The sequence below is a fragment of the Kingella pumchi genome, assembly GCF_022288825.1.
Lineage (GTDB): Bacteria > Pseudomonadota > Gammaproteobacteria > Burkholderiales > Neisseriaceae > Kingella_D > Kingella_D pumchi.
In genome coordinates this window covers 36,960-57,408 of sequence record NZ_JAKOOW010000033.1, presented here as the reverse complement: position 1 = coordinate 57,408, position 20,449 = coordinate 36,960, and the positions used below count along the sequence as shown (strand labels likewise).

Sequence of the window (20,449 nt, the reverse complement as noted above, 5' to 3'; positions counted from 1 at the left end):
TTCAGGCTGCCGGCAAAGCCTTGAAATCCCGCCGACAGGCGCGCTGGCAAAGGCCGCGCCACCGCCCGATAATTTTCACTATCGCGCCATAAATAGAATAAATTGTCATTTGTCGGCGACTGTCCTTATAATCCGCCCCGTCAATAAGTTTCCCAACCCAAACACGGAGTTTTCAGATATGTCAGTCAACATCAAAACCGAACAAGAACTGGTAGGCCAAAACGTTCCTGCCGTCGTATTCCACACCCGCCAGGGCGATGCCTGGGTGGACGTTTCCACCGACGATTTGTTCAAAGGCAAAAAAGTCGTAGTCTTCTCCCTGCCCGGCGCCTTCACTCCCACCTGCTCTTCCACCCACCTGCCCCGTTACAACGAACTGGCCAAACAGTTCTTCGCCCGCGGCATCGACAGCATCCTGTGCGTATCGGTAAACGACACCTTCGTAATGAACGCCTGGCTGAAAGACCAGGAAGCCGAAAACATCACCGCGGTACCCGACGGCAACGGCGAATTCACCCGCGGCATGGGCATGCTGGTAGGTAAAGAAGGCCTGGGCTTCGGTGATCGTTCTTGGCGCTACTCCATGCTGGTGAACGACGGCAAAATCGAAAAAATGTTCATCGAGCCGGTTAAAGAAGGCGACCCCTTTGAAGTATCCGACGCCGACACCATGATCAAATACATCGATCCGAACTGGAAAGACCAGGATTCCATCACCCTGTTCACCAAACCCGGCTGCCCCTTCTGCGCCAAAGCCAAAGCCCTGCTGAAAGAAAAAGGCCTGAGCTACGAAGAAATCGTTTTGGGCAAAGACGCCACCGTTACTTCCGTGCGCGCCATCACCGGCAAAACCTCCGTACCGCAGGTTTTCATCGGCGGCAAACACATCGGCGGCAGCGACGAATTGGCCGCTTACCTGAAATAATCATTCGGGTTGAACATCTCTAGGGCGGAAGGGTTTTCTCCTCCTTTTCCCGGCCGTCCCCTGAATAGCCTGCGGGTTATTCAGGCAGCTTTCCTTTCGCAGGCAGGCTGCCTGAATAACTCGTTAATTTTAGTCCGACCCCGTCGTAAACCGCGGCGGCTTTTTCACAGAAAGAGAAGAGAGCATGATGAAACAGATCCAAGCAGACGTACTGGTTATCGGCGGCGGCACCGCCGGCATGGGCGCCTTCCGCCACGCCCGCCAATTCACCGACAACGTTTATCTGGTTGAGAGCACCGTTTTCGGCACCACCTGCGCCCGCGTCGGCTGCATGCCCTCCAAACTGCTGATCGCCGCCGCCGAAGCCCGCCACCACGCCCTGCACACCGCCCCTTTCGGCATCCATCTCGATACCGCCAGCGTGCGCACCGACGGCCGCGAAGTGATGGCGCGGGTCAAAGCCGAGCGCGACCGTTTCGTCGGTTTCGTGCTGGAAGATGTCGAAGCCTGGCCGGCCGAGCGCCGCATTATGGGCGAAGCCAAATTTATCGACGAGCACACCGTCGAAGTCGGCGGCCACACCCGCATCAGTGCCGAGCGCATCGTGATTGCCACCGGCTCGCGCCCGCTGATTCTGCCGCAGTGGCAGCCTTTGGGCGACCGTCTGATTGTCAATGACGACGTTTTTTCTTGGGACGATCTGCCCGAGAGCGTTGCCGTGTTCGGCCCCGGCGTGATCGGTCTCGAACTCGGCCAGGCGCTGTCGCGGCTGGGTGTTAAAGTCGAAATCTTCGGCGTCAGCGGCAATCTGGCCGGCCTGGCCGATCCGGTGATCCGCCGCGAAGCCGTTGCCAGCTTCAGCCAAGAGCTGACCCTGCATCTGGACAGCCGCACCCAGGTTTCGCTCGATGAAAACGGCAAAGTGGTGGTGGACTGGGAAGAAAACGGCCAAAGCGGCCGCTTTGTTGCCGATTACGCGCTGGCTGCCGCCGGCCGTGTGCCCAATACCGACAACATCGGCCTGGAAAACCTGAATATCGTTACCGACGCGCGCGGCGTGCCGGTGGCCGACCCGCACACCATGCAGACCAGCATTCCGCACATCTTTATCGCCGGCGATGCTTCCAACCAGCTGCCCCTGCTGCACGAAGCCAGCGACCAGGGCAAAATCGCCGGCGACAATGCCGGCCGCTACCCCGACGTGCGCCCCGGCCTGCGCCGCAGCCCCATCGGCGTGGTCTTCACCGACCCGCAGATAGCCAGCGCCGGCGAGCGCTACACCGCCCTGCAGCAGCGCTACGGCGAGCGCTTTGACAGCGCCGTCGCCATCGGCGAAGTTTCCTTCAAAAACCAAGGTCGCAGCCGCGTGATGCTGAAAAACCAGGGTCATTTGCGCGTTTATGCCGAACAAGGCAGCGGTCGCTTGCTCGGCGCCGAAATGTTCGGCCCCGCCGCCGAACACATCGCCCACCTGCTCGCTTGGTCGCACCAGCAGGGGCTGACCGTGGCGCAGATGCTCGACATGCCCTTCTACCACCCCGTCGTCGAAGAAGGCCTGCGCACCGCCCTGCGCGACGTGCAGTCCAAGCTGCGCTACGACCATCAGGCAGCCTGAAAGCGCTGAGCAGTCAAACTCAAACCAAAAATAAAACGGCACCGCGTTTCCACGGTGCCGTTTTTGCCTTTCAGGCTGCCTGCGCCCTTGCGATTCGCAGCAGACTTACCGCTTTCCCCTACTCCCGCACCCAAGCAGCCTGAAAACACTCCGCCCTTTCAGGCTTCCGTAATAATAAAAAAAAACGGGCAGTCGTCCGATGGGGGCAGTCTGGTAGGATTTAGGCGAACAGCCTGCGCTACAGCGCTTCAGGCAGCCTAAAAACACTTTTCAGGCTGCCTTAATGCCGTTTTCAGGCTGCTTGCGTCAATTCTTTCTGCAGCAGCTCGACAAACGCTGCCACGCTCATGCTGCCCAGGTCTTCGCCTTTGCGGCGTACGGCGACTTGGCCGTTTTCTTTTTCCTTGTCGCCGACGACGACTTGGTAGGGGTAGCGGTATTGGCTGTTGTCGCGGATTTTGTAGCCGATTTTTTCGTTGCGCAGATCCAGCTCGGCGCGCAGGCCGGCGGCTTGCAGTTGGGCGGCGACGTCGCGGCAGTAGTCGGCCTGTTTTTCGGTGATGTTCATCACCACCATCTGCACGGGGGCGAGCCACAGCGGGAAGGAGCCGGCGTGCTCTTCGATCAGGATGCCGATAAAGCGTTCCATCGAGCCCAAAATCGCGCGGTGCAGCATTACGGGGCGGGCGCGGCCGTTGTCTTCGGTAACGTATTCGGCGCCGAGACGCTCGGGCAGCACAAAATCAAGCTGTATGGTGCCGCACTGCCAGGAGCGGCCGAGTGCGTCTTTGATGTGGTATTCGACTTTGGGGCCGTAGAAGGCGCCTTCGCCAGGCAGCTCTTCCCATTGGATGCCGCAGGCGGTGAGCGCGTCGCGCAGGCCTTGTTCGGCTTTGTCCCAGATTTCGTCGGAGCCGGCGCGTTTTTCGGGGCGCAGCGAGAGTTTGACGCTGACGTTTTCAAAGCCGAACTGTTTATAGATTTTCATCACCAGCTGGTTGAAGTCGCGGGCTTCGGCGGTAATCTGCTCTTCGCTGCAGAAGATATGGGCATCATCCTGCACAAAGCCGCGCACGCGCATCAGGCCGTGCAGGGCACCGCTGGGTTCGTTGCGGTGGCAGGAGCCGAATTCGGCCAGGCGCATGGGCAAATCGCGGTAGGAGCGCAGGCCGTGGTTGAATATTTGCACGTGGCCGGGGCAGTTCATCGGTTTGACGGCGTATTCGCGCTTTTCCGACTGGGTGGTGAACATATTGTCTTTATAGTTTTCCCAGTGGCCGGATTTTTCCCAGAAAGTTTTGTCGAGAATCTGCGGGGTTTTGACTTCGCGGTAGCCGGCGGCGTCGAGCTCGCGGCGCATGTGCTGCTCGATAATCTGCCACAGCGTCCAGCCGCGCGGGTGCCAGAACACCATGCCGGGGGCTTCGTCTTGCAGGTGGAACAGATCGAGCTGGCGGCCAAGTTTGCGGTGGTCGCGTTTTTCGGCTTCTTCGATGCGCTGGATGTAGGCGGCCAGCTCTTCTTTGCTCGCCCAGGCGGTGCCGTAGATGCGTTGCAGCATTTCGTTGTTGCTGTCGCCGCGCCAGTAGGCACCCGCCAGCTTGGTGAGCTTGAAGTTTTTCAGGAAACGGGTGTTGGGCACGTGCGGGCCGCGGCACATATCGACGTATTCCTGATGGTGGTACAGCCCCATTTCCTGCACGTCGGGCATGTCTTCAATCAGGCGCAGCTTGTATTCTTCGCCGCGCTCTTGGAAGGTTTGGATGGTTTGGGCGCGCGGGGTCATCACTTTGATCACGTCGTAGTTTTGGTTGATCAGCTCTTTCATCCGCGCTTCGATGGCAGCGACGTCTTCGGGGGTGAAAGGTTTGTCGGTGGCGATGTCGTAATAAAAGCCGTCTTCAATCACTGGGCCAATTACCATTTTGGCATCGGGATAAAGCTGTTTGACCGCGTGGCCGACCAGGTGGGCGCAGGAGTGGCGGATGATTTCCACGCCTTCGGGGTCTTTGGGGGTGATGATTTGCACGGCGGCGTCTTGGTTAATCGGGTCGGACGCGTCGCGCAGGATGCCGTTTACTTTGCCGGCGACGGTTGCCTTGGCAAGCCCGGAGCCGATGGATTGGGCGATTTGCATGACGGTGGTGGGGGCTTCGTATTGGCGGACTGAGCCGTCGGGCAGGGTGATGTTGATCATGGTATGGCTCCGGATAAGCGGTTTTCAGGCTGCCTGAAAACGGTTTAGGCAGCCTGAAAGCAATCAATAAATAACGGTAAATAACAAAAAACAGCAAAAGTTCCAGAAACCTCTGCTGTCCAATGAATCTGGTAGGCACGATTGGACTCGAACCAACGACCCCCACCATGTCAAGGTGGTGCTCTAACCAACTGAGCTACGTGCCTGTGTGAAAGGGCGCGATTATACGGGGGGCGCCGCTTTTGGGCAAGCCTTGGCCGCAGCTTTTTTCAGGCTGCCTGCAAAGGGTTTTTGTTTAGGTTTTCAGCGGCAAATATGCTAGAATCCGCCCCGTTTTTCAACCCGCCCGCACGCCCGAAACCCTAACCATGCACATTTCAGGCTGTCGCACAGTGTGCATCATTAGAGTTTTAGCGGCGGGCACTTCCATACAAAGGAATCCGCATGTTTAACAAACACGTCAAAACCTTCCAATACGGCCAGCACACCGTAACCCTCGAAACCGGCGAAATCGCCCGCCAGGCCGCTGCGGCGGTGAAAGTGTCTATGGGCGACACCGTGGTTTTGGTGGCCGTTACCGCCAATAAAGAAGTCAAAGCCGGGCAGGACTTCTTCCCGCTGACCGTCGATTATCTCGAGCGCACCTACGCCGCAGGCAAAATCCCCGGCGGCTTTTTCAAGCGCGAAGGCAAGCAGAGCGAAAAAGAAATCCTCACCAGCCGCCTGATCGACCGCCCCATCCGCCCGCTGTTCCCCGAAGGTTTCTATCACGACATCCAAGTTGTGGCGATGGTGGTGTCCGTTGATCCCGAAATCGATTCCGACATCCCCGCGATGATCGGCGCTTCCGCCGCACTGGTGTTGAGCGGCGTGCCCTTTGCCGGCCCGATCGGTGCGGCGCGCGTGGGCTATCTGGACGGCGGCTATGTGCTGAACCCGACCAAAACCCAGCTGGAAAAATCGCAGCTGGATTTGGTGGTGGCCGGTACCGCGCAGGCCGTCTTAATGGTGGAATCCGAAGCCGACATCCTGCCCGAAGACGTGATGCTCGGCGCAGTGGTTTACGGTCACGAGCAGATGCAGGCCGTGATTAAAGCCATCAACGAGCTGGCCGACGAAGTGAACCCCGAAGTGTGGGACTGGAAAGCGCCCGAGCCGAACGCCGAGCTGGTGGCCAAAGTGAAAGAAATCGCCGGCGACACCATCGCCGAAGCCTTCAAAATCCGCTCGAAACAGGCACGCGGCGCGAAAATCGCCGAAGCATGGGCTGCCGTTCAGGCTGCCTTAATCAACGAAGACACCGACACCCTCGCCGCCAACGAAATCAAGGGCATTTTCAAACATCTGGAAGCCGACGTTGTCCGCAGCCAAATCCTTAACGGCCAGCCGCGCATCGACGGCCGCGACACCCGCACCGTGCGCCCCATCAATATCCAAACCGGCGTGCTGCCGCGCACCCACGGCTCGGCGCTGTTTACACGCGGCGAAACCCAGGCGCTGGCCGTCGCCACCCTCGGCACATCGCGCGACGAGCAAATCATCGACGCTCTCTCCGGCGAATACACCGACCGCTTTATGCTGCACTACAACTTCCCGCCCTATTCCACCGGCGAATGCGGCCGCATGGGCGCACCCAAACGCCGCGAAATCGGCCATGGCCGCCTGGCCAAACGTGCGCTCTTGGCCGTGCTGCCCGAGCCGGAAGAGTTCAGCTACACCATGCGCGTGGTCTCCGAAATCACCGAATCCAACGGCTCGTCTTCCATGGCTTCCGTCTGCGGCGGCTGCCTGAGCCTGCTCTCCGCCGGTGTGCCGCTTAAAGCTCATGTGGCCGGTATCGCCATGGGTCTGATTTTGGAAGGCAACAAATTCGCCGTGCTCACCGACATCCTGGGCGACGAAGACCACCTCGGCGACATGGACTTCAAAGTGGCCGGCACCACCGACGGCGTAACCGCGCTGCAAATGGATATCAAAATCCAAGGCATCACCAAAGAAATCATGCAGATCGCACTGGCACAGGCCAAAGAAGCCCGCCTGCACATCCTCGGCCAGATGAAAGAAGCGGTGCAGGGCCCGCAGGAATTGTCGCAACACGCGCCGCGTCTCTTTACCATGAAAATCAACCAGGACAAAATCCGCGACGTGATCGGCAAAGGCGGCGAAACCATCCGTGCGCTGACCGCCGAAACCGGCACCGAAATCAACATCGCCGAAGACGGCACCATCACCATCGCCGCCGTCAGCGCCGATTCGGTGGAAGCCGCGAAAAAACGCATCGAAGAAATCACCGCCGAAGTCGAAGTGGGCAAAGTGTACGACGGCACCGTAGTGAAAATCCTCGACAACAACGTCGGCGCGATCGTTTCCGTCATGCCTGGCAAAGACGGCCTGGTACACATCAGCCAAATCGCCCACGAGCGCGTGAAAGACGTTAACGACTACCTCAAAGTCGGCCAGAGCGTCAAAGTAAAAGCGCTGGAAGTGGACGACCGCGGTCGCGTGCGCCTGTCGATCAAAGCCCTGATCGAAGCGCCCGCGCAGGACAACCCCGCGCAGTAATCCCTGCACCGTAATAAAGCAGCCTGAAAACCGAGTTGTGGTTTTCAGGCTGCTTTTTTGTCTGCGGCAGCAGCCGTTTACCTTTTGACCGTTGCAAAAAGCCTGCAGCAATACAGGCTTTTTTCTCTTTCGTTTGCCCCACAGGCAGCCTGAAAAAAGCAGCCTGAAAGGCGGAAAACGGCTTTTCAGGCTGCTTTTTCAGGCTGCTTTGCCCGTCAGGCGGCGATGGTGGCGCGGATGGCGGCGATGGTAGCGGGTTTGCGCTCGAGCGCTTCGATGCCGACGGCCTGCACGTCGGCGCGCTGCCGGTATTCGGAAAAGGCGGCGCGGTTGGCATCGCCCAGTTGGTCAAACAGCGTAGGATGGCGCAGTTCGGCATAGGAAAAGGCCATGCCCAGCAGATGGTGGGCGAACTCATTGCTGCGCGGATCAAGCGCGGGCGCCTGCTGCAGGCCGCGGACCACGGCTTCGCGAGCACGCGGGATATGCGGGTGTTCGGCCATGCCATCGGGCAGGAATTTGGCCAGCGAATAGGCTTTGACCACCTGGTCGAGCAGCGCCTGCGCATAGCCGGCCAGCGCCGCCTGCTGCGCGTCGTGCAGCGGATGGCTGAACAGGTAGTCGGCAACAAAGGCCGTGCCGCAGATAACGGTACCGTCGTCGGCAAGCAGCGCCGGCACCTGCGAGAGCGGATTGACGGCGGTCAGCTCCGGCGGCGTCGCCCACGGATCGGCGTAAGCCAATGCCAAGCCGTCCATGCCCTGCGAGAGCGCGGTCAGCATAATGGCGCGGGAATACGGGGAAGTGATGCTGGTGTACAGTTTCATTGCCTGCTCCTTGCCTGTTTGAGCAGGAACGTGCCGCGCAGGTAAGCGATCATGGTGTTATCCGATGACTTGTGCCAGGGAAATTCTGTTGCCGTCCGGGTCGTGCAGGTCGCAGCACAGAACGACCTCCCAATCGACAATGTCGCCGGCGGCAATTCCCGCCGTCAGCAAGGCCGCACGGCAGGCGGCAACATCATTCACGCCGATAACGACGGCAGCGGGATGGGCAGCGCCTTCGCTGGCATCCAGTTGCAGCCAGGCATTATCGGCAATGCGCCATTCCGCCATGCCATCCATCGGCACTTCGTCCGGCTCGCCCAGCCAGGCGCCGTACCAAGCCAGTGCGGCGGCATAGTCGGATACTTTAATCACGGAAATCAGGCTGTTTGTGGGAAAGAGCTTTTTCATGTGTTTCTCCATAGGTCGTATTGACGGGTGGGAAAACGGCCATTCTACACGCGCGCGGCGCTTTCCGATAAGGGTGCTTTAGGCGGATAATGGCGGCCTTTTTGTTTTCAGGCTGCCCGATACCATGCACACGTTGAACCTTAGCGGCAACAACAAATCCGAGCGCTATGCCGAGCTGCTGCCGCAAATCGTCGCCCTAATCGCAGGCGAAACCGACCTAACCGCCAATCTTGCCAACACCGCCGCCGTGCTCAAAGAAGCCTTCGGCTGGCTGTGGGTGGGCTTTTATCTGGTGCGCGACAACGATTTGGTGTTGGGGCCGTTCCAAGGGCCGCTGGCCTGCACCCGCATTGCCTACGGCCGCGGCGTGTGCGGACAGGCATGGCAGCAGCGCGCCACGTTGGTGGTAGCCGATGTCAATGCCCATCCCGACCACATCGCCTGCTCCTCGCGCGCGCAGTCGGAAATCGTCGTCCCGCTTACCAACCGTCACGGCAAAGTGTGGGGCGTGCTTGATGCCGATGCCGAAGAGCTTGCGGCTTTCGACGACACCGACGCCGCCGGCCTGCAGCAAATCGCCGCCCTGCTTTCAGGCTGCCTGCCGCCCAAATAGCGCCGGCCGCAGGCAGCCTGAAAATACCGTCTCCCTCCCCCAAGCAAAAAAACCGACTTCCGATGACAAACAACGATTTCAACCCCTACCAAACCCCGCAGGCTGCCGAAGAGCAACTGTTTAACCAACACGAATGCTGGCGCGACGGCAAAACCGTCTATCTGCCGCCCGAGAGCGATCTGCCCCACTGCTGCGTGCGCTGCGGCGAAGCGGCGCAGCCGCCGGCCAGGCCGAGCAAGCTCTACTGGCATTCGCCGCATGTGTATTGGGTGCTGCTGCTGGTATTTATTACCGGCGGACTGGCGCTGCTGCTGTATGCCGTTCTGGCGCTGCTGCTGCGCAAAAAAGTGCTGCTTACGCTGTGCTACTGCCCCAAGCACATCTGGCGCCGCCGCCTGAATCTGGCGCTGGCCATCGTTTTTCTGGTGCTGTTGCTGCTGCCGTTTTTGGTGATATTCTCCGGCGAATACCGCGAAATCAATGCCCTGCTGGTTATCGTGCCTTTGGCGCTGCTTCTGCTGATGGCGCTCTTTAATTCGATTATCCGCATCCGCGCCACCCATATCGACGAAAACCTTGCCTCGATCAAAGGCTTCGGCAAAGGCTTTCTCCAACAGATTCCCGAAGACCCGCTGCGGGCGTCGCAATACCGGCAGTAACCCCGCTTGCCAAGCAGCCTGAAAGCGCCAAACCGGCTTTCAGGCTGCTTTGCTCTGTGCCTTCGGCATACAGGCAGCCTGAAAAATATCCGCCGCCGCTTTTCAGGCTGCCGGCGCCTGCCGTTATAATCGCGGCTTTTCCCGACCAGTCCCCCGCCATGAAAAACCGTTTCCGCCTTCTGCTGCTGGCCGCCGTTTTTGCCTGCACCGCCGCGCATGCCGAAAACGAGAGCGAGCGGCTCGACAGCGTGCAGCAGGCCATCGGCCGTGCCCAGCAGGAGCTGCAGCAGAAAGAAAACGCCCGCCGCCGCGCCGATGCCGCCCTGCAGCGCGCCAAACTGCGCCTGCAGCAGCTCAAACGCGAGCTCGAAGCCATCACCCGCCGCCAAAACGCCGCCTGGAGCAGCCTGCAGAAGCTGCAAACCGATCTCGAAAGCCTGAAAACCGACATCGCCGCCACCAAAGCGCAAGTGGCGCGCCTGATCAACGGCAACTACCGCAACCGCCAAAGCCACGCCCTCGTGCTGTTTCTGAAAAACGCCGATGCCGCGCAAAAAAGCCGTTTTCTGCGCTACAGCCGCCATATCAGCCAGGCCAACGACAAAGTGCTGCAGCGGCTGGCCGAACAGCAGCGCGAATTAAACCGCCAAGAAACGGCGGTCAATGCCGAGCTGGCGCGTCTGGAAAAACTGGCCGCCGCCAGCCGCAGCAAACTCAAACAACTCGGCCAGGAAGAAAGCAAAGCCCAAAGCGACAGCCGCCGCCTGAGCGCCGACATCGACAAACAAAACCGCCGCCTGGCCGGCCTGCGCCAAGACGAAAAACGGCTCAACCAAATCGTCGCCCAAATTGCCGCCCGCGAAGCCGCCCAGCGCAAAGCCGAAGCCGCCCAGCGGGAAAAAGCCGCCCGCGCCAAAGCCGAGCAGGCAGCAAAAAAACCTGCCGCCAAAACCCCGCCGCCGGCAGCCAAAAACCCAGCCGGCAGCCAAAACGCCGGCAAGCGCGACCAACAGCGCGAACGCTCGACGCTGACCGCCGAAGATTTGGCGCTGGATGAAAACAGCGCCCGCACCGAACCGTCCCGCGACAACACCACGTCCGACCAAGCCCGCCCCGCCGCCAAAGCCCCCGAAGGCAGCGGCTTCGGCCGCAAACAAGGCGCCCTGCTGCGGCCGGTATCCGCCGGCGTCAGCGGCCGCTTCGGCAGCGCCCGCCCCAGCGGCGGCGTCTGGCGCGGACTGTTTTTCGCCGCCGACCACGCCGCCGTGCGCAGCGTCGCCGCCGGCCGCGTCGAATACGCCGCCGACCTGCGCGGCTACGGCAACACCGTCATCATCAGCCACGGCGACGGCTACCTTTCGGTTTACGGCGGACTCTCGTCGCTGGCCGTCGGCAACGGCAGCAGCGTCGCCGCCGGCCAAAGCATCGGCAGCAGCGGCACCCTGCCCAGCGGCGAACAGGGCCTGTATTTCGAACTGCGCTACCGCGGCCGCACCATCAACCCGCAGTCCTGGCTGCGCTAAACGGCAGCCTGAAAACGCCGTCTGCCCAAACAAAAAGCAGCCTGAAAGCCGGTTTGCCGCTTTCAGGCTGCATCAGCGCAGGCTAAATGGGCGGTAGGGTGCGCACCGCGCACCGTTTGGCAGATACGGCGGGCAACGCTTTCAGGCTGCCTGTCTGCCCACCCAAACCAAACGCCCGTTTCAGGCTGCCTGAAACGGGCGTTTTGTTGATTGCAAAAACGGATTTAGCGGCCGGCCATGCGCTGCAGCAGTTTTTCGCCTTTAAGCTGGTGGACAAGCGCCATGGCAACATGGCCGATGGCAAAAGCCATCAGCAGCCAGCCCAGTTTGCCGTGGGCGGCGTTGCCGAGATTGGACATCCATTCGATTTTCTCCGCCGCCTGCGGCAGGGTGAATGGGCCGATTTCCAGAGGATGCCGCGCCGCGCCGTATTGGCGGATCAGGCCGACGGCCGGCACCGCCAGCATCAGCAGATACAGCGCCAGATGGCCGAGTTTGACCACCAGCGAGCCGTGCGGGCGCTTTTTCAGATTGGCCAGCATCCACACCACGCGCAGCAGAATCAGCAGCATCAGCAGCAGGCCGGTGGCTTTGTGGTAGGGCATCAGGTCGAAGTTTTCCTGCGAAAACAGCACCGCGCTGTAGTACATAAATACAAACAGCAGCGCCATCGACCAATGGAAAAAACGGCTCACCGAGCCGTAGCGTTCGAAAGTATCGGGTTTCATGTTTTTGTCTTTATTTAAGTGGTTTGCGAAGGCGCGGAGTATAACGGCTTTGCCGCCGCGCACAAAGAGCAGTTGCTCCAGCGGCGTTTCGGGTTGCTTGGGGGTGCTGGCAGCCTGAAAGCTGGGCGGCATTGACGGGAATAAGGGGGTTGTTGCCTTTTCAGGCTGCCTGTTGCGCCTCGCCCTTTACGCGCGCTTTTTGCGCACAAAGGCGCGGACGATTTCCACCGCCATCGGCAGCACCGATACCACGATAATGCCGATAACCAGCAAGCCGAAATTCTGTTTAACCAGCGGCACGTTGCCGAAGGCGTAGCCCAGATAGGTCAGAAGCAGCACCCACGCCAGCGCGCCGATGATGTTGTAGCGGATAAAGGTGGCGTAGTGCATCCGCCCCATGCCGGCCACAAAGGGGGCGAAGGTGCGCACCACCGGCACGAAGCGGGCGAGGATAATGGTTTTGCCGCCGTATTTTTCGTAAAAGGCGTGGGTTTTTTGCAGGTATTCGGGTTTGAACAGGCGCGAGTTCGGGCGCGAAAACAGCCGCGCGCCGAAGGCTTTGCCGATGGCGAAATTGACGGCGTCGCCCAGTATCGCCGCCGCCAGCAGCAGTGCGGCGATCAGGTGCACATTCAGGCTGCCGCCGGAAGACGCGGCCACCGCACCGGCGGCAAACAGCAGCGAATCGCCGGGCAAAAACGGGGTGAACACCAGCCCGGTTTCGCAAAAAACGATCACAAACAATACGGCGTAAATCCACACGCCGTATTCGCCGGCCAGCGCCGCCAGATGTTGGTCGATGTGCAGCACGATATCAATTAGGGCGGAAAAATACTGGGAAGCGGCACTTATCATTTCAGGCTGCCTGAAGTAGTTGGGGGCGCGCATTTTATCGGCAAAACCGCAGCTTGACCATTTTCAGGCTGCCGGCGCTTGAAAGCGGCGTCAAAAGGCGTTATTTTCCGCCATCGCAAATTGTTTCACCGGAAAGGAAACTTTTAACATGTCTGCCAGCACCCTGCCCTTTTTCGCCGTTATCCGCGCCGTCGGCGACGACCGCCACAGCTTTTTGCACGGCCAGTTTTCCAACGACATCAACAACCTTCCCGCCGGCCATGCCTGCTATGCCACCTACAACACGCCCAAAGGCCGCGTGATCGCCAACCTTTTGGCCTACAACGCCGGCGACGAAATCCTGCTGGCGCTGGCCGCCGATCTGGCGGAAACCGTGCTGAAGCGGCTGCGGATGTTTGTGATGCGCGCCAAAGTGCAGTTTGAAATCCTGCCCGACTACGGCGTGGCCGGCCTGCTGCCCGATGATGCCGCTCCCGTTTTCCCGAGCGAACCGCAGCACCAGTTTCCCGCGCCCGAGGGCCGCGCCGAACTGCCGCACGGCGGCGTGATGCAGATTGCCACCGCCGCCGAGCTGCCGCCTTACGACGCCGCCGCCGAAACACGCTGGCAGCAGCACGAAATCGCCAGCGGCTATCCGTGGATCTGCGCCGCCACCAGCGAAAGCTGCGTCGCCCAGATGCTCAACCAGCACACCATCGGCGGCATCCATTTCCGCAAAGGCTGCTACCCCGGCCAGGAAGTCATCGCCCGCGCCCAATACCGCGGCCAGGTCAAACGCGGGCTGGCGATTGCCGAAAACGCCGCGCCGCAGCAGGCCGGCGGCAAAGTGCTCAATAACGGCGAAGACGCCGGCAGCGTGCTCAACAGCGCCGGCAGCCTGAACCTGCTGGTAATCAAGCATTCGGCCGCCGGCGCCGAACTGGCCGACGAACAGGGCAATCCGTTCACCACCAGCCATTATTTCTTCGCCACCGGCGAGACGGAAGAATAAGATGCCGCTGCGCCTGATCCGCCGCCGGCGCCAGCGCCCCAAAAGCGCACGGCGCACGCAAAGGATGCTCAATTTGTGGCCGCCGCTCTTGTTCAGCGGCATCCGCATCACCCATCTGGCCGACGACTTCACCCGCATCCGCGCCAAGCTCGCCGGCTGGCGCAGCACGCAAAACCTGCACGGCAGCCAGTTTGGCGGCAGCCTGTTTGCCATGACCGACCCGATCTACTCGCTAATGCTCAACGGCATTTTCCACGGCCGCTGCTATGTGTGGGACAAGGCCGCCGAAATCGAGTTTGTCAAACCCGGCCGCGGCGCGGTTTATCTCGACTGCAGCATCAGCCGCGACGAAATCGCCGCCATCGAAGCGGCAATCGCCGGCGGCGGCAAGCACCTGCCGGAGTTTACCGTGCGGGTGTACGACGATCACGGCGACACCGTCGCCCTGGTGCGCCGCGTGGTTTATGTGCGCCTGAAAAAAGAGCTGCGCCCGCAGGCGGGGGACTAATCCGCTGCAGGCAGCCTGAAAACCTTTCAGGCTGCTTTTTTCAGGCTGCTTTTTGGCAAACCGGGCAGCCTGAAAAGCCACCGTCTATAATCCGCCCTGTCCCAAGCAGCCTGAAAAGCCGTTTTCTGCCGCTTTCAGGCTGCTTTTTATTCACGGAGTATCGCTAATGAACTGGTCGGACATTCTGATTCTCAGCCACTTTGCTTTAACCCTAACCGTCGCCCTGCGCGTGATTTACGCCCGCCGCTCCGGCAGCGCCGCGCTGGCGTGGCTGGCGCTGTTGTTTGCCTTCCCCGTATTCGGCGTGCTGCTGTATCTCTTAATCGGCGAGCCGCGTCTCGGGCGCGGGCGGGCAGTGCGCCAGGCCGAGCTTCTGGCCTTTCACGACGCCTTTGCCGACCGCTTTATGCCGCCGCAGACCACCGAACCGGCGGAAAAACGCTTCGCCCAGCTGGCCCATCTAGTGCGCATCAGTAGCGGCCATCCCGTTACCGGCGGCAACCACGTGCGCCTTTTGTCCGATACCGACGAGATTCTGCAGTCCTTTGCCGCCGACATCGACGCCGCGCAACACTGCTGCCTGATGGCGTTTTATATTGTCGACGGCAGCGGTCGCGTTGCCGCCGTACTCGAAGCGCTGATGCGCGCGGCACAGCGCGGCGTGCGCTGCCAGCTCTTGGCCGATTCGCTGGGCAGCGCCGCCTTTTGGCGCTCCGGCTGGCCGGCGCGGCTGCGGCAGGCCGGCGTCGAAGTTACCCCTGCCCTGCCCTTTGCCCTGTGGCGCTCGCTGTGGGTGCGCAGCGATTTGCGCAACCACCGCAAGATTCTGGTTACCGACTACCGCACCGCCTACACCGGCAGCTACAACCTGGTCGATCCGCGCCTGTTCAAGCAAAGCGCCGGCGTCGGCGAATGGGTCGATGCCGTGCTGCGCTGCGAAGGTCCCGCCGCCCAAGAGCTGGCAGCGGTGTTCTACGGCGACTGGGCGGGCGAAACCAACCGTAATCTCGACGAAACCATCACCTACCTGAGCCACTACACCGCCGAAATGCCCGATTTCGCCCCCGCCGCCGGCAGCACCGCCGACGGCCGCCAGCTGCAGGTGCTGCCCTCCCACCCCGGCGGCGACAGCTCGCTGGTTTACGACGTGCTGACCAACGCGCTCAATATCGCCCAAGAAAGCGTGCTGATCAGCACCCCCTATTTCGTACCCGACGAAGCCCTGCTCAACACCCTGATCACCACCGCCCGCCGCGGCGTGGACGTTACCCTGATTATGCCGCGCCGCGTCGATTCCCGATTGGTGCGCTACGCCGCCGCAGCCTACTACCAGCCGCTACTGGCCGCCGGCGTCAAACTGCGGATGTTCGACGGCGGCCTGCTGCACACCAAAGCCGTGCTGGTGGACGGCCGCTTCGCCCTGTTCGGCACCGTCAATATCGACATGCGCAGCTTTTATCTCAACCTCGAAGTCAGCCTGATGGCCTACGGCAGCGACACCGCCGCCGACATCGCCGCGCTGCTGCAAAGCTATCTGGCGCACAGCGAAGCACTCGACCCCCAGCGCTGGCAGCAGCGCCGCCCCCTGCGCCGCTTCGCCGAACGCTGCGTGCGGCTGGTCAGCCCGCTGCTGTAAGGCCAGCGGCCACCGGTTTGGGGCTTTCCGGCAGCCTGAAAACCCAAGCTGTAGGGTGCGCCCTGCGCACCGAAACACCGCCCAAACGCTTTCAGGCTACCCAATCTACCGGCAATAAAAAGCAGCCTGAAACGGACTTTCCCGTTTCAGGCTGCTTTTTTTCAGGCTGCCGCATTGGCGTTGCCGTTAAAACGCAAAGGGATACATCTGACGGATTTCCCTGTCGCGCTGATCCATCTTGCGGACATAGCAAAAAGCAAAATGGACGGGCACATAAGACGAAGTATTGCCGTTATCCTGCGTGCATTCATACTGCGCGAACTGCTCCCACAGCTTCTGCGATTGGCGCAGATGCCTTTTTTCTACCGTATAGCCCAATGCTTTCAGATAGGTTTTGCGCAGTTTGGCTTTCGTGCGCTTCTCAAGATAAAAGCTGCAATTGGCCAAATCGATACCTTCCAAGCCCACGCAGCGCGGATCGACGTAGATGGGCACATCATATCCGTATACTGTTGCAGACAGAACCATGCCAAGCAAAAAAGCAGGAAAAAACGTTTTCACAACTGCACTCCGAATGGAAATTTGAAGCTTGGAAGTATAAACACAGGACTAATCGTTCGGGCATTTTTGTGCTTTCCCTGCCGTCTTGGCGTACTCGTCAAACTCTCCGGCTGCTGGCCGGCGATATTGCTGCATGCCGGTTTGCTTAAAGGCAGCCTGAAAGCATTTGGGCGGCGTTTCGGTGCGCGTGGCGCACCCTACGGCTTAGGCTTTCAGGCTGCTTTCGCTATGCGGCCAAACGGTACGGTGCTCAAAAATCGAAATCGATCAAAGCGCCGCCGCAGTCTTGTTCGCGCCAGCGCTGCAGCAACAGGCGGTGGGGTGTAGCGGCGGCGGCGCCGGTTTCAATGCGGCTGATACGGTCGCAGCGGAAATGGCGGAAGTCACCGCGCAGGCAGCACCAGGCGGCGAGCAGGCGCACGCCGCGGTCGCCGAAATAGCCGACCGCCACCGGCTGGACTTGGCGGCGGCTGGCGCGTCCTTCGGCGTCGGTATAGTCGAAACACAGGTAACGGCCGCTGCCGAGCGCGGCGCGGATATGCTCCAGCACCTGCGCTTCCTGCGGCGTACAGCCGGCATCGGCAAGCGGATAGAGCGCCATGTTTTCCAGCTCGGCGGCGGCCGGCGGAATCAGGGCGCGGATTTTTTCCAGCGCCGAGCGGGCGGCTTCGCCGGCGCCGCCCTGCCGCGCCGCCCAGCGCAGGCCGAGCAGCAGCGCGGCCAGTTCGTCCTGCCCAAAGGCGGCCGGCGGCATCAGCCAGCCGCCGCGCCATTCAAAGCCGACGCCGGCTTCGCCGCGGATGTCGGCACCCTGCGCGCGCAGCAGGGCGATGTCGCGGTAAACGGTGCGCACGCTGATTTGCAGCTCGGCAGCCATTTCCTGCGCCGGCAGCGGGCGGCGGCTGCGGCGCAGCAGGTCGGACAGTTGCAGCAGGCGTTGGGTGCGGCTCATGGGATCGGGGGGTGAAATAAGGGAAACGGAACGGGCGGACGCTTATTCAGGCTGCTTTGGCCGGCAAGGCAGCCTGAAAGGTGTAAGGGGCATTGCGGGAAAAGCGGCGGTATTTGTGTTTTTGGTGCGCGGTGCGCACCCTACAAGATCGGGCGTAGGGTGCGCACCGCACACCGAAACGTTCGGACAATCCAAAAACAACAAAACCATGTGCAAACGGTTGGGCGGCACGCAAACGACGGAACAAGCAAGCGCCGTCCGGCCAAACAACACGGCGGGCGAACAGACATCCGCCACCAACAGCCCAAACCCGCTTTTCAGGCTGCCTGTTTGTTATTCTGCCGGCGGCAAGCCGAAGTGGCGGTAGCTCAATTCGGTGGCGACGCGGCCGCGCGGGGTGCGCTGCAAAAAACCCTGCTGGATCAGATAGGGTTCGATTACGTCCTCGATGGTGTCGGGACTCTCGCCGATGGCGGCGGCGACGTTTTCCAGGCCGACGGGGCCGCCGCCGAATTTGAAGAGCACGGCTTCGAGAAATTTGCGGTCCATCATGTCCAGGCCGACGGCATCGACATCGAGCATCGACAGCGCGGCATCGGCCACGGCGGCATCGGCGCGGCCGCCGTGTTTGACTTCGGCGTAGTCGCGCACGCGGCGCAGCAGGCGGTTGGCGATGCGCGGGGTGCCGCGGCTGCGGCGGGCAATTTCCAGCGCGCCGTCTTCATCGAGCGCCATTTGCAGCAGCTCTGCCGAACGGGCGACGATGGTGGACAAATCGTCGGCGCGGTAAAACTCCAGGCGCGAAACGATGCCGAAACGGTCGCGCAGCGGGTTGGTGAGCATGCCGGCGCGGGTGGTGGCGCCCACCAGCGTGAAGGGCGGCAGGTCGATTTTCACCGAGCGGGCGGCGGGGCCTTCGCCGATCATAATGTCGAGCTGGTAGTCTTCGAGCGCGGGATAAAGGATTTCTTCAACCACGGGGCTGAGCCGGTGGATTTCGTCGATAAACAACACGTCGTGCGGCTCGAGATTGGTGAGCAGCGCCGCCAAATCGCCGGCACGCTCGAGCACCGGGCCGCTGGTCTGGCGCAGGTTGACGCCCAATTCTTTGGCGATAATGTGCGCCAGCGTGGTTTTGCCCAGCCCGGGCGGGCCGAACAGCAGGGTGTGGTCGAGCGCTTCGCCGCGCGCACGGGCAGCCTGAATAAAAATTTCCAGCTGCGATTTGGCCTTGTGCTGGCCGATGTAGTCGGCCAGCGTTTTCGGCCGCAGGGCGCGTTCGAGCTGCTCTTCCTGGGCGGACATTTTCTGCGCCGCCACCATGCGCGGCGCGGCGTGGGAAGTAAGATTGTCGGTTTCGAGCATAGGGATTGGGCTTTGAGCAAGGCAGCCTGAAAATGGGAAAACGGCGGTTCAGGCTGCCTGAAAAGGGAAAAAACGGGCAAAACCGGCTTTCAGGCTGCCTGAAAGGCGGCGGACGGAATCAGCTGCCGGCCACGGTCATCTTGCCGACCAGTATCGAGCCGACGCGGTTGCCGGCGCGCGGCAGGGCATCGTCGGCAATGCCTTCGATGGCGGCAAACATTTCCTGCAGCCGGCCGGCCACGGTAATGCCGCTGACCGGATAGGCAATCACGCCGTTTTCCACCCAGAAGCCGGCGGCGCCGCGCGAATAGTCGCCGGTCAGGGTATTGACGCCCTGCCCCATTAATTCAGTCAGCAGCAGGCCGCTGCCCATCTGCCGCAGCAAATCTTCGCGGCCGGCGCAGGTGGCGCCGAGCACCAGATTGTGCGCGCCGCCGGCGTTGGCGGTGGTCTGCATGCCGAGTTTGCGCGCGCTGTAGCTGCCGAGAAAATAGCCGCGCACGCTGCCCTCTTCGATTACGAAGCGCGGCGCCGTGGCCACGCCCTCGCTGTCGAAATAGGTGCTGCCGAAACGGCGCGGCAGGTGCGGCTCTTCGCGCAGATTGACGAAATCGGGAAAAATGCGGCTGCCGATGCTGTCGCAGAGAAAACTGCTGTGGCGGTAGAGCGCGCTGCCGCTGAGCGCGCCGACCAGATGGCCGATCAGGCTGCCGGCCACGGTGTGGTCGAACAGCACCGGATAGCTGCCGGTGGGCACGCTGCGGGCGCCGAGACGGGCAACGGTGCGCTCGGCAGCGGTGCGGCCGATGGCAGCGGCAGCCTGAAGCTCAGCGGCATCGCAGGACATATCGAACCAATAATCGCGCTCCATGCCGCCGGCATCTTCGGCAAGCACGCTGCAGAAAATGCTGTGGTGGCTCACCTGCTGGTGGCGCAAAAAGCTGTGGCTGTTGCCGTAGGCAAACTGCGAGTGGCTGCTTTGCACGTTGGTGCCTTCGGAATTGCCGATGCGCGCGTCAAAATCGAGCGCCGCCGCTTCGCAGTTGGTCGCCAGCTCGAGCGCCTGGGCGCTGCCGACATCCCATTCGTGGTATTTGTCCAAATCTGGGGTGTCGGTGGCCATCAGATCGGCATCGGCCAGGCCGGCATAGGGGTCTTGCGCGGTGTAGCGGGCGATGTCCAGGGCAGCCTGAACGGTGCCGGCCAGCGCCTGTTCGGAAAAGTCGGCGGTGCTGGCGCGGCCTTTGCTCTGCCCCAGATACACGGTCAGATCCAGCGATTTGTCCTGGCGGTGCTCGATCTGGTCGGTTTCGCCCAGCCGCACCTGTACGCTCAGCCCCACTGATTCGCTAACGGCGGCTTCGGCAGCCTGCGCGCCCTTGGCCTTGGCCAGCGCCAGCGTGCGCGCCACTACGTCGCTAAGGTCGGATGCTGTGTGTTGGAACATCATGGTTCTCGGGTCGGGATATCAAGGAAAGGGCGGCATTTTAACCGTTTTCAGGCTGCCTTGCGCCAAAAGCGACA

General features: G+C 61.3%; 18 protein-coding genes and 1 tRNA gene. 9 read left to right on the top strand and 10 right to left on the bottom strand.

Annotated elements, in window-relative coordinates; translation table 11 throughout:
• Window positions 1-178 precede the first annotated feature (178 nt).
• A complete protein-coding gene (locus tag MB824_RS09130) occupies window positions 179-925 on the top strand; it encodes a glutathione peroxidase (protein WP_238748173.1) in 747 nt (248 codons plus the stop codon).
• Between the two features lie 187 nt (window positions 926-1,112).
• Window positions 1,113-2,540 (top strand): dihydrolipoyl dehydrogenase, encoded by a 1,428-nt coding sequence (locus MB824_RS09125; RefSeq protein WP_238748271.1) that lies wholly within the window; start codon window positions 1,113-1,115, stop codon window positions 2,538-2,540.
• Between the two features lie 292 nt (window positions 2,541-2,832).
• Here the strand turns inward: MB824_RS09125 and thrS are convergent, their stop codons facing one another.
• Both thrS and MB824_RS09115 read right to left on the bottom strand, forming a co-directional pair.
• Window positions 2,833-4,737: a threonine--tRNA ligase gene (thrS, locus tag MB824_RS09120; RefSeq protein ID WP_238748172.1), complete on the bottom strand. Its 1,905-nt coding sequence runs from the start codon at window positions 4,735-4,737 to the stop codon at window positions 2,833-2,835.
• A 129-nt stretch (window positions 4,738-4,866) separates the two neighbouring features.
• Window positions 4,867-4,943: transfer RNA gene (locus MB824_RS09115), tRNA-Val, on the bottom strand.
• A 238-nt stretch (window positions 4,944-5,181) separates the two neighbouring features.
• On the opposite strand from MB824_RS09115, the gene pnp reads away from it, so the two are divergent.
• Complete coding sequence (gene pnp / locus MB824_RS09110) at window positions 5,182-7,299, top strand: polyribonucleotide nucleotidyltransferase (RefSeq protein ID WP_238748171.1); 2,118 nt, start codon at window positions 5,182-5,184, stop codon at window positions 7,297-7,299.
• 215 nt (window positions 7,300-7,514) lie between these two features.
• On the opposite strand, the gene MB824_RS09105 is transcribed toward pnp, so the two are convergent.
• The gene (locus MB824_RS09105) at window positions 7,515-8,126 is read right to left on the bottom strand and encodes a glutathione S-transferase N-terminal domain-containing protein (RefSeq protein ID WP_238748170.1); all 612 of its coding nucleotides are present in this window, start codon (window positions 8,124-8,126) and stop codon (window positions 7,515-7,517) included.
• 57 nt (window positions 8,127-8,183) lie between these two features.
• Complete coding sequence (locus MB824_RS09100; protein ID WP_238748169.1) at window positions 8,184-8,534, bottom strand: VOC family protein; 351 nt, start codon at window positions 8,532-8,534, stop codon at window positions 8,184-8,186.
• A gap of 124 nt (window positions 8,535-8,658) precedes the next feature.
• On the opposite strand from MB824_RS09100, the gene MB824_RS09095 reads away from it, so the two are divergent.
• From MB824_RS09095 to MB824_RS09085, 3 genes are all read left to right on the top strand, one after another.
• Window positions 8,659-9,147 (top strand): GAF domain-containing protein, encoded by a 489-nt coding sequence (locus MB824_RS09095; RefSeq protein ID WP_238748168.1) that lies wholly within the window; start codon window positions 8,659-8,661, stop codon window positions 9,145-9,147.
• A gap of 62 nt (window positions 9,148-9,209) precedes the next feature.
• Window positions 9,210-9,806 (top strand): hypothetical protein, encoded by a 597-nt coding sequence (locus tag MB824_RS09090; protein WP_238748167.1) that lies wholly within the window; start codon window positions 9,210-9,212, stop codon window positions 9,804-9,806.
• A 158-nt stretch (window positions 9,807-9,964) separates the two neighbouring features.
• Complete coding sequence (locus MB824_RS09085) at window positions 9,965-11,329, top strand: murein hydrolase activator EnvC family protein (protein ID WP_238748166.1); 1,365 nt, start codon at window positions 9,965-9,967, stop codon at window positions 11,327-11,329.
• A gap of 224 nt (window positions 11,330-11,553) precedes the next feature.
• Here MB824_RS09085 and MB824_RS09080 read toward each other — a convergent pair whose 3' ends face one another.
• Entirely contained in the window at window positions 11,554-12,057 is a 504-nt protein-coding gene (locus MB824_RS09080; RefSeq protein WP_238748165.1) for a cytochrome b, read from the bottom strand.
• Between the two features lie 186 nt (window positions 12,058-12,243).
• Window positions 12,244-12,912 (bottom strand): DedA family protein, encoded by a 669-nt coding sequence (locus MB824_RS09075; RefSeq protein ID WP_238748270.1) that lies wholly within the window; start codon window positions 12,910-12,912, stop codon window positions 12,244-12,246.
• Between the two features lie 148 nt (window positions 12,913-13,060).
• Between MB824_RS09075 and ygfZ the strand changes: the two genes are divergently transcribed.
• The 3 genes from ygfZ to cls all read left to right on the top strand — a co-directional run bounded on the left by ygfZ (window position 13,061) and on the right by cls (window position 16,047).
• Window positions 13,061-13,903 (top strand): CAF17-like 4Fe-4S cluster assembly/insertion protein YgfZ, encoded by an 843-nt coding sequence (ygfZ, locus tag MB824_RS09070; RefSeq protein WP_238748164.1) that lies wholly within the window; start codon window positions 13,061-13,063, stop codon window positions 13,901-13,903.
• Window position 13,904: 1 nt separating this feature from the next.
• The gene (locus tag MB824_RS09065) at window positions 13,905-14,411 is read left to right on the top strand and encodes a DUF4442 domain-containing protein (protein ID WP_238748163.1); all 507 of its coding nucleotides are present in this window, start codon (window positions 13,905-13,907) and stop codon (window positions 14,409-14,411) included.
• Between the two features lie 166 nt (window positions 14,412-14,577).
• The gene (gene cls, locus MB824_RS09060) at window positions 14,578-16,047 is read left to right on the top strand and encodes a cardiolipin synthase (protein WP_238748162.1); all 1,470 of its coding nucleotides are present in this window, start codon (window positions 14,578-14,580) and stop codon (window positions 16,045-16,047) included.
• 186 nt (window positions 16,048-16,233) lie between these two features.
• On the opposite strand, the gene MB824_RS09055 is transcribed toward cls, so the two are convergent.
• The 4 genes from MB824_RS09055 to pmbA form a co-directional block, all read right to left on the bottom strand.
• The gene (locus tag MB824_RS09055) at window positions 16,234-16,542 is read right to left on the bottom strand and encodes a lysozyme inhibitor LprI family protein (RefSeq protein WP_238748161.1); all 309 of its coding nucleotides are present in this window, start codon (window positions 16,540-16,542) and stop codon (window positions 16,234-16,236) included.
• Window positions 16,543-16,858: 316 nt separating this feature from the next.
• A complete protein-coding gene (locus MB824_RS09050) occupies window positions 16,859-17,560 on the bottom strand; it encodes a helix-turn-helix transcriptional regulator (protein ID WP_238748160.1) in 702 nt (233 codons plus the stop codon).
• A 333-nt stretch (window positions 17,561-17,893) separates the two neighbouring features.
• Window positions 17,894-18,925, bottom strand: coding sequence for a Holliday junction branch migration DNA helicase RuvB (gene ruvB, locus MB824_RS09045; protein ID WP_238748159.1), 1,032 nt, complete (start codon window positions 18,923-18,925; stop codon window positions 17,894-17,896).
• A 118-nt stretch (window positions 18,926-19,043) separates the two neighbouring features.
• Complete coding sequence (pmbA, locus tag MB824_RS09040; RefSeq protein ID WP_238748158.1) at window positions 19,044-20,375, bottom strand: metalloprotease PmbA; 1,332 nt, start codon at window positions 20,373-20,375, stop codon at window positions 19,044-19,046.
• Window positions 20,376-20,449: the final 74 nt, after the last annotated feature.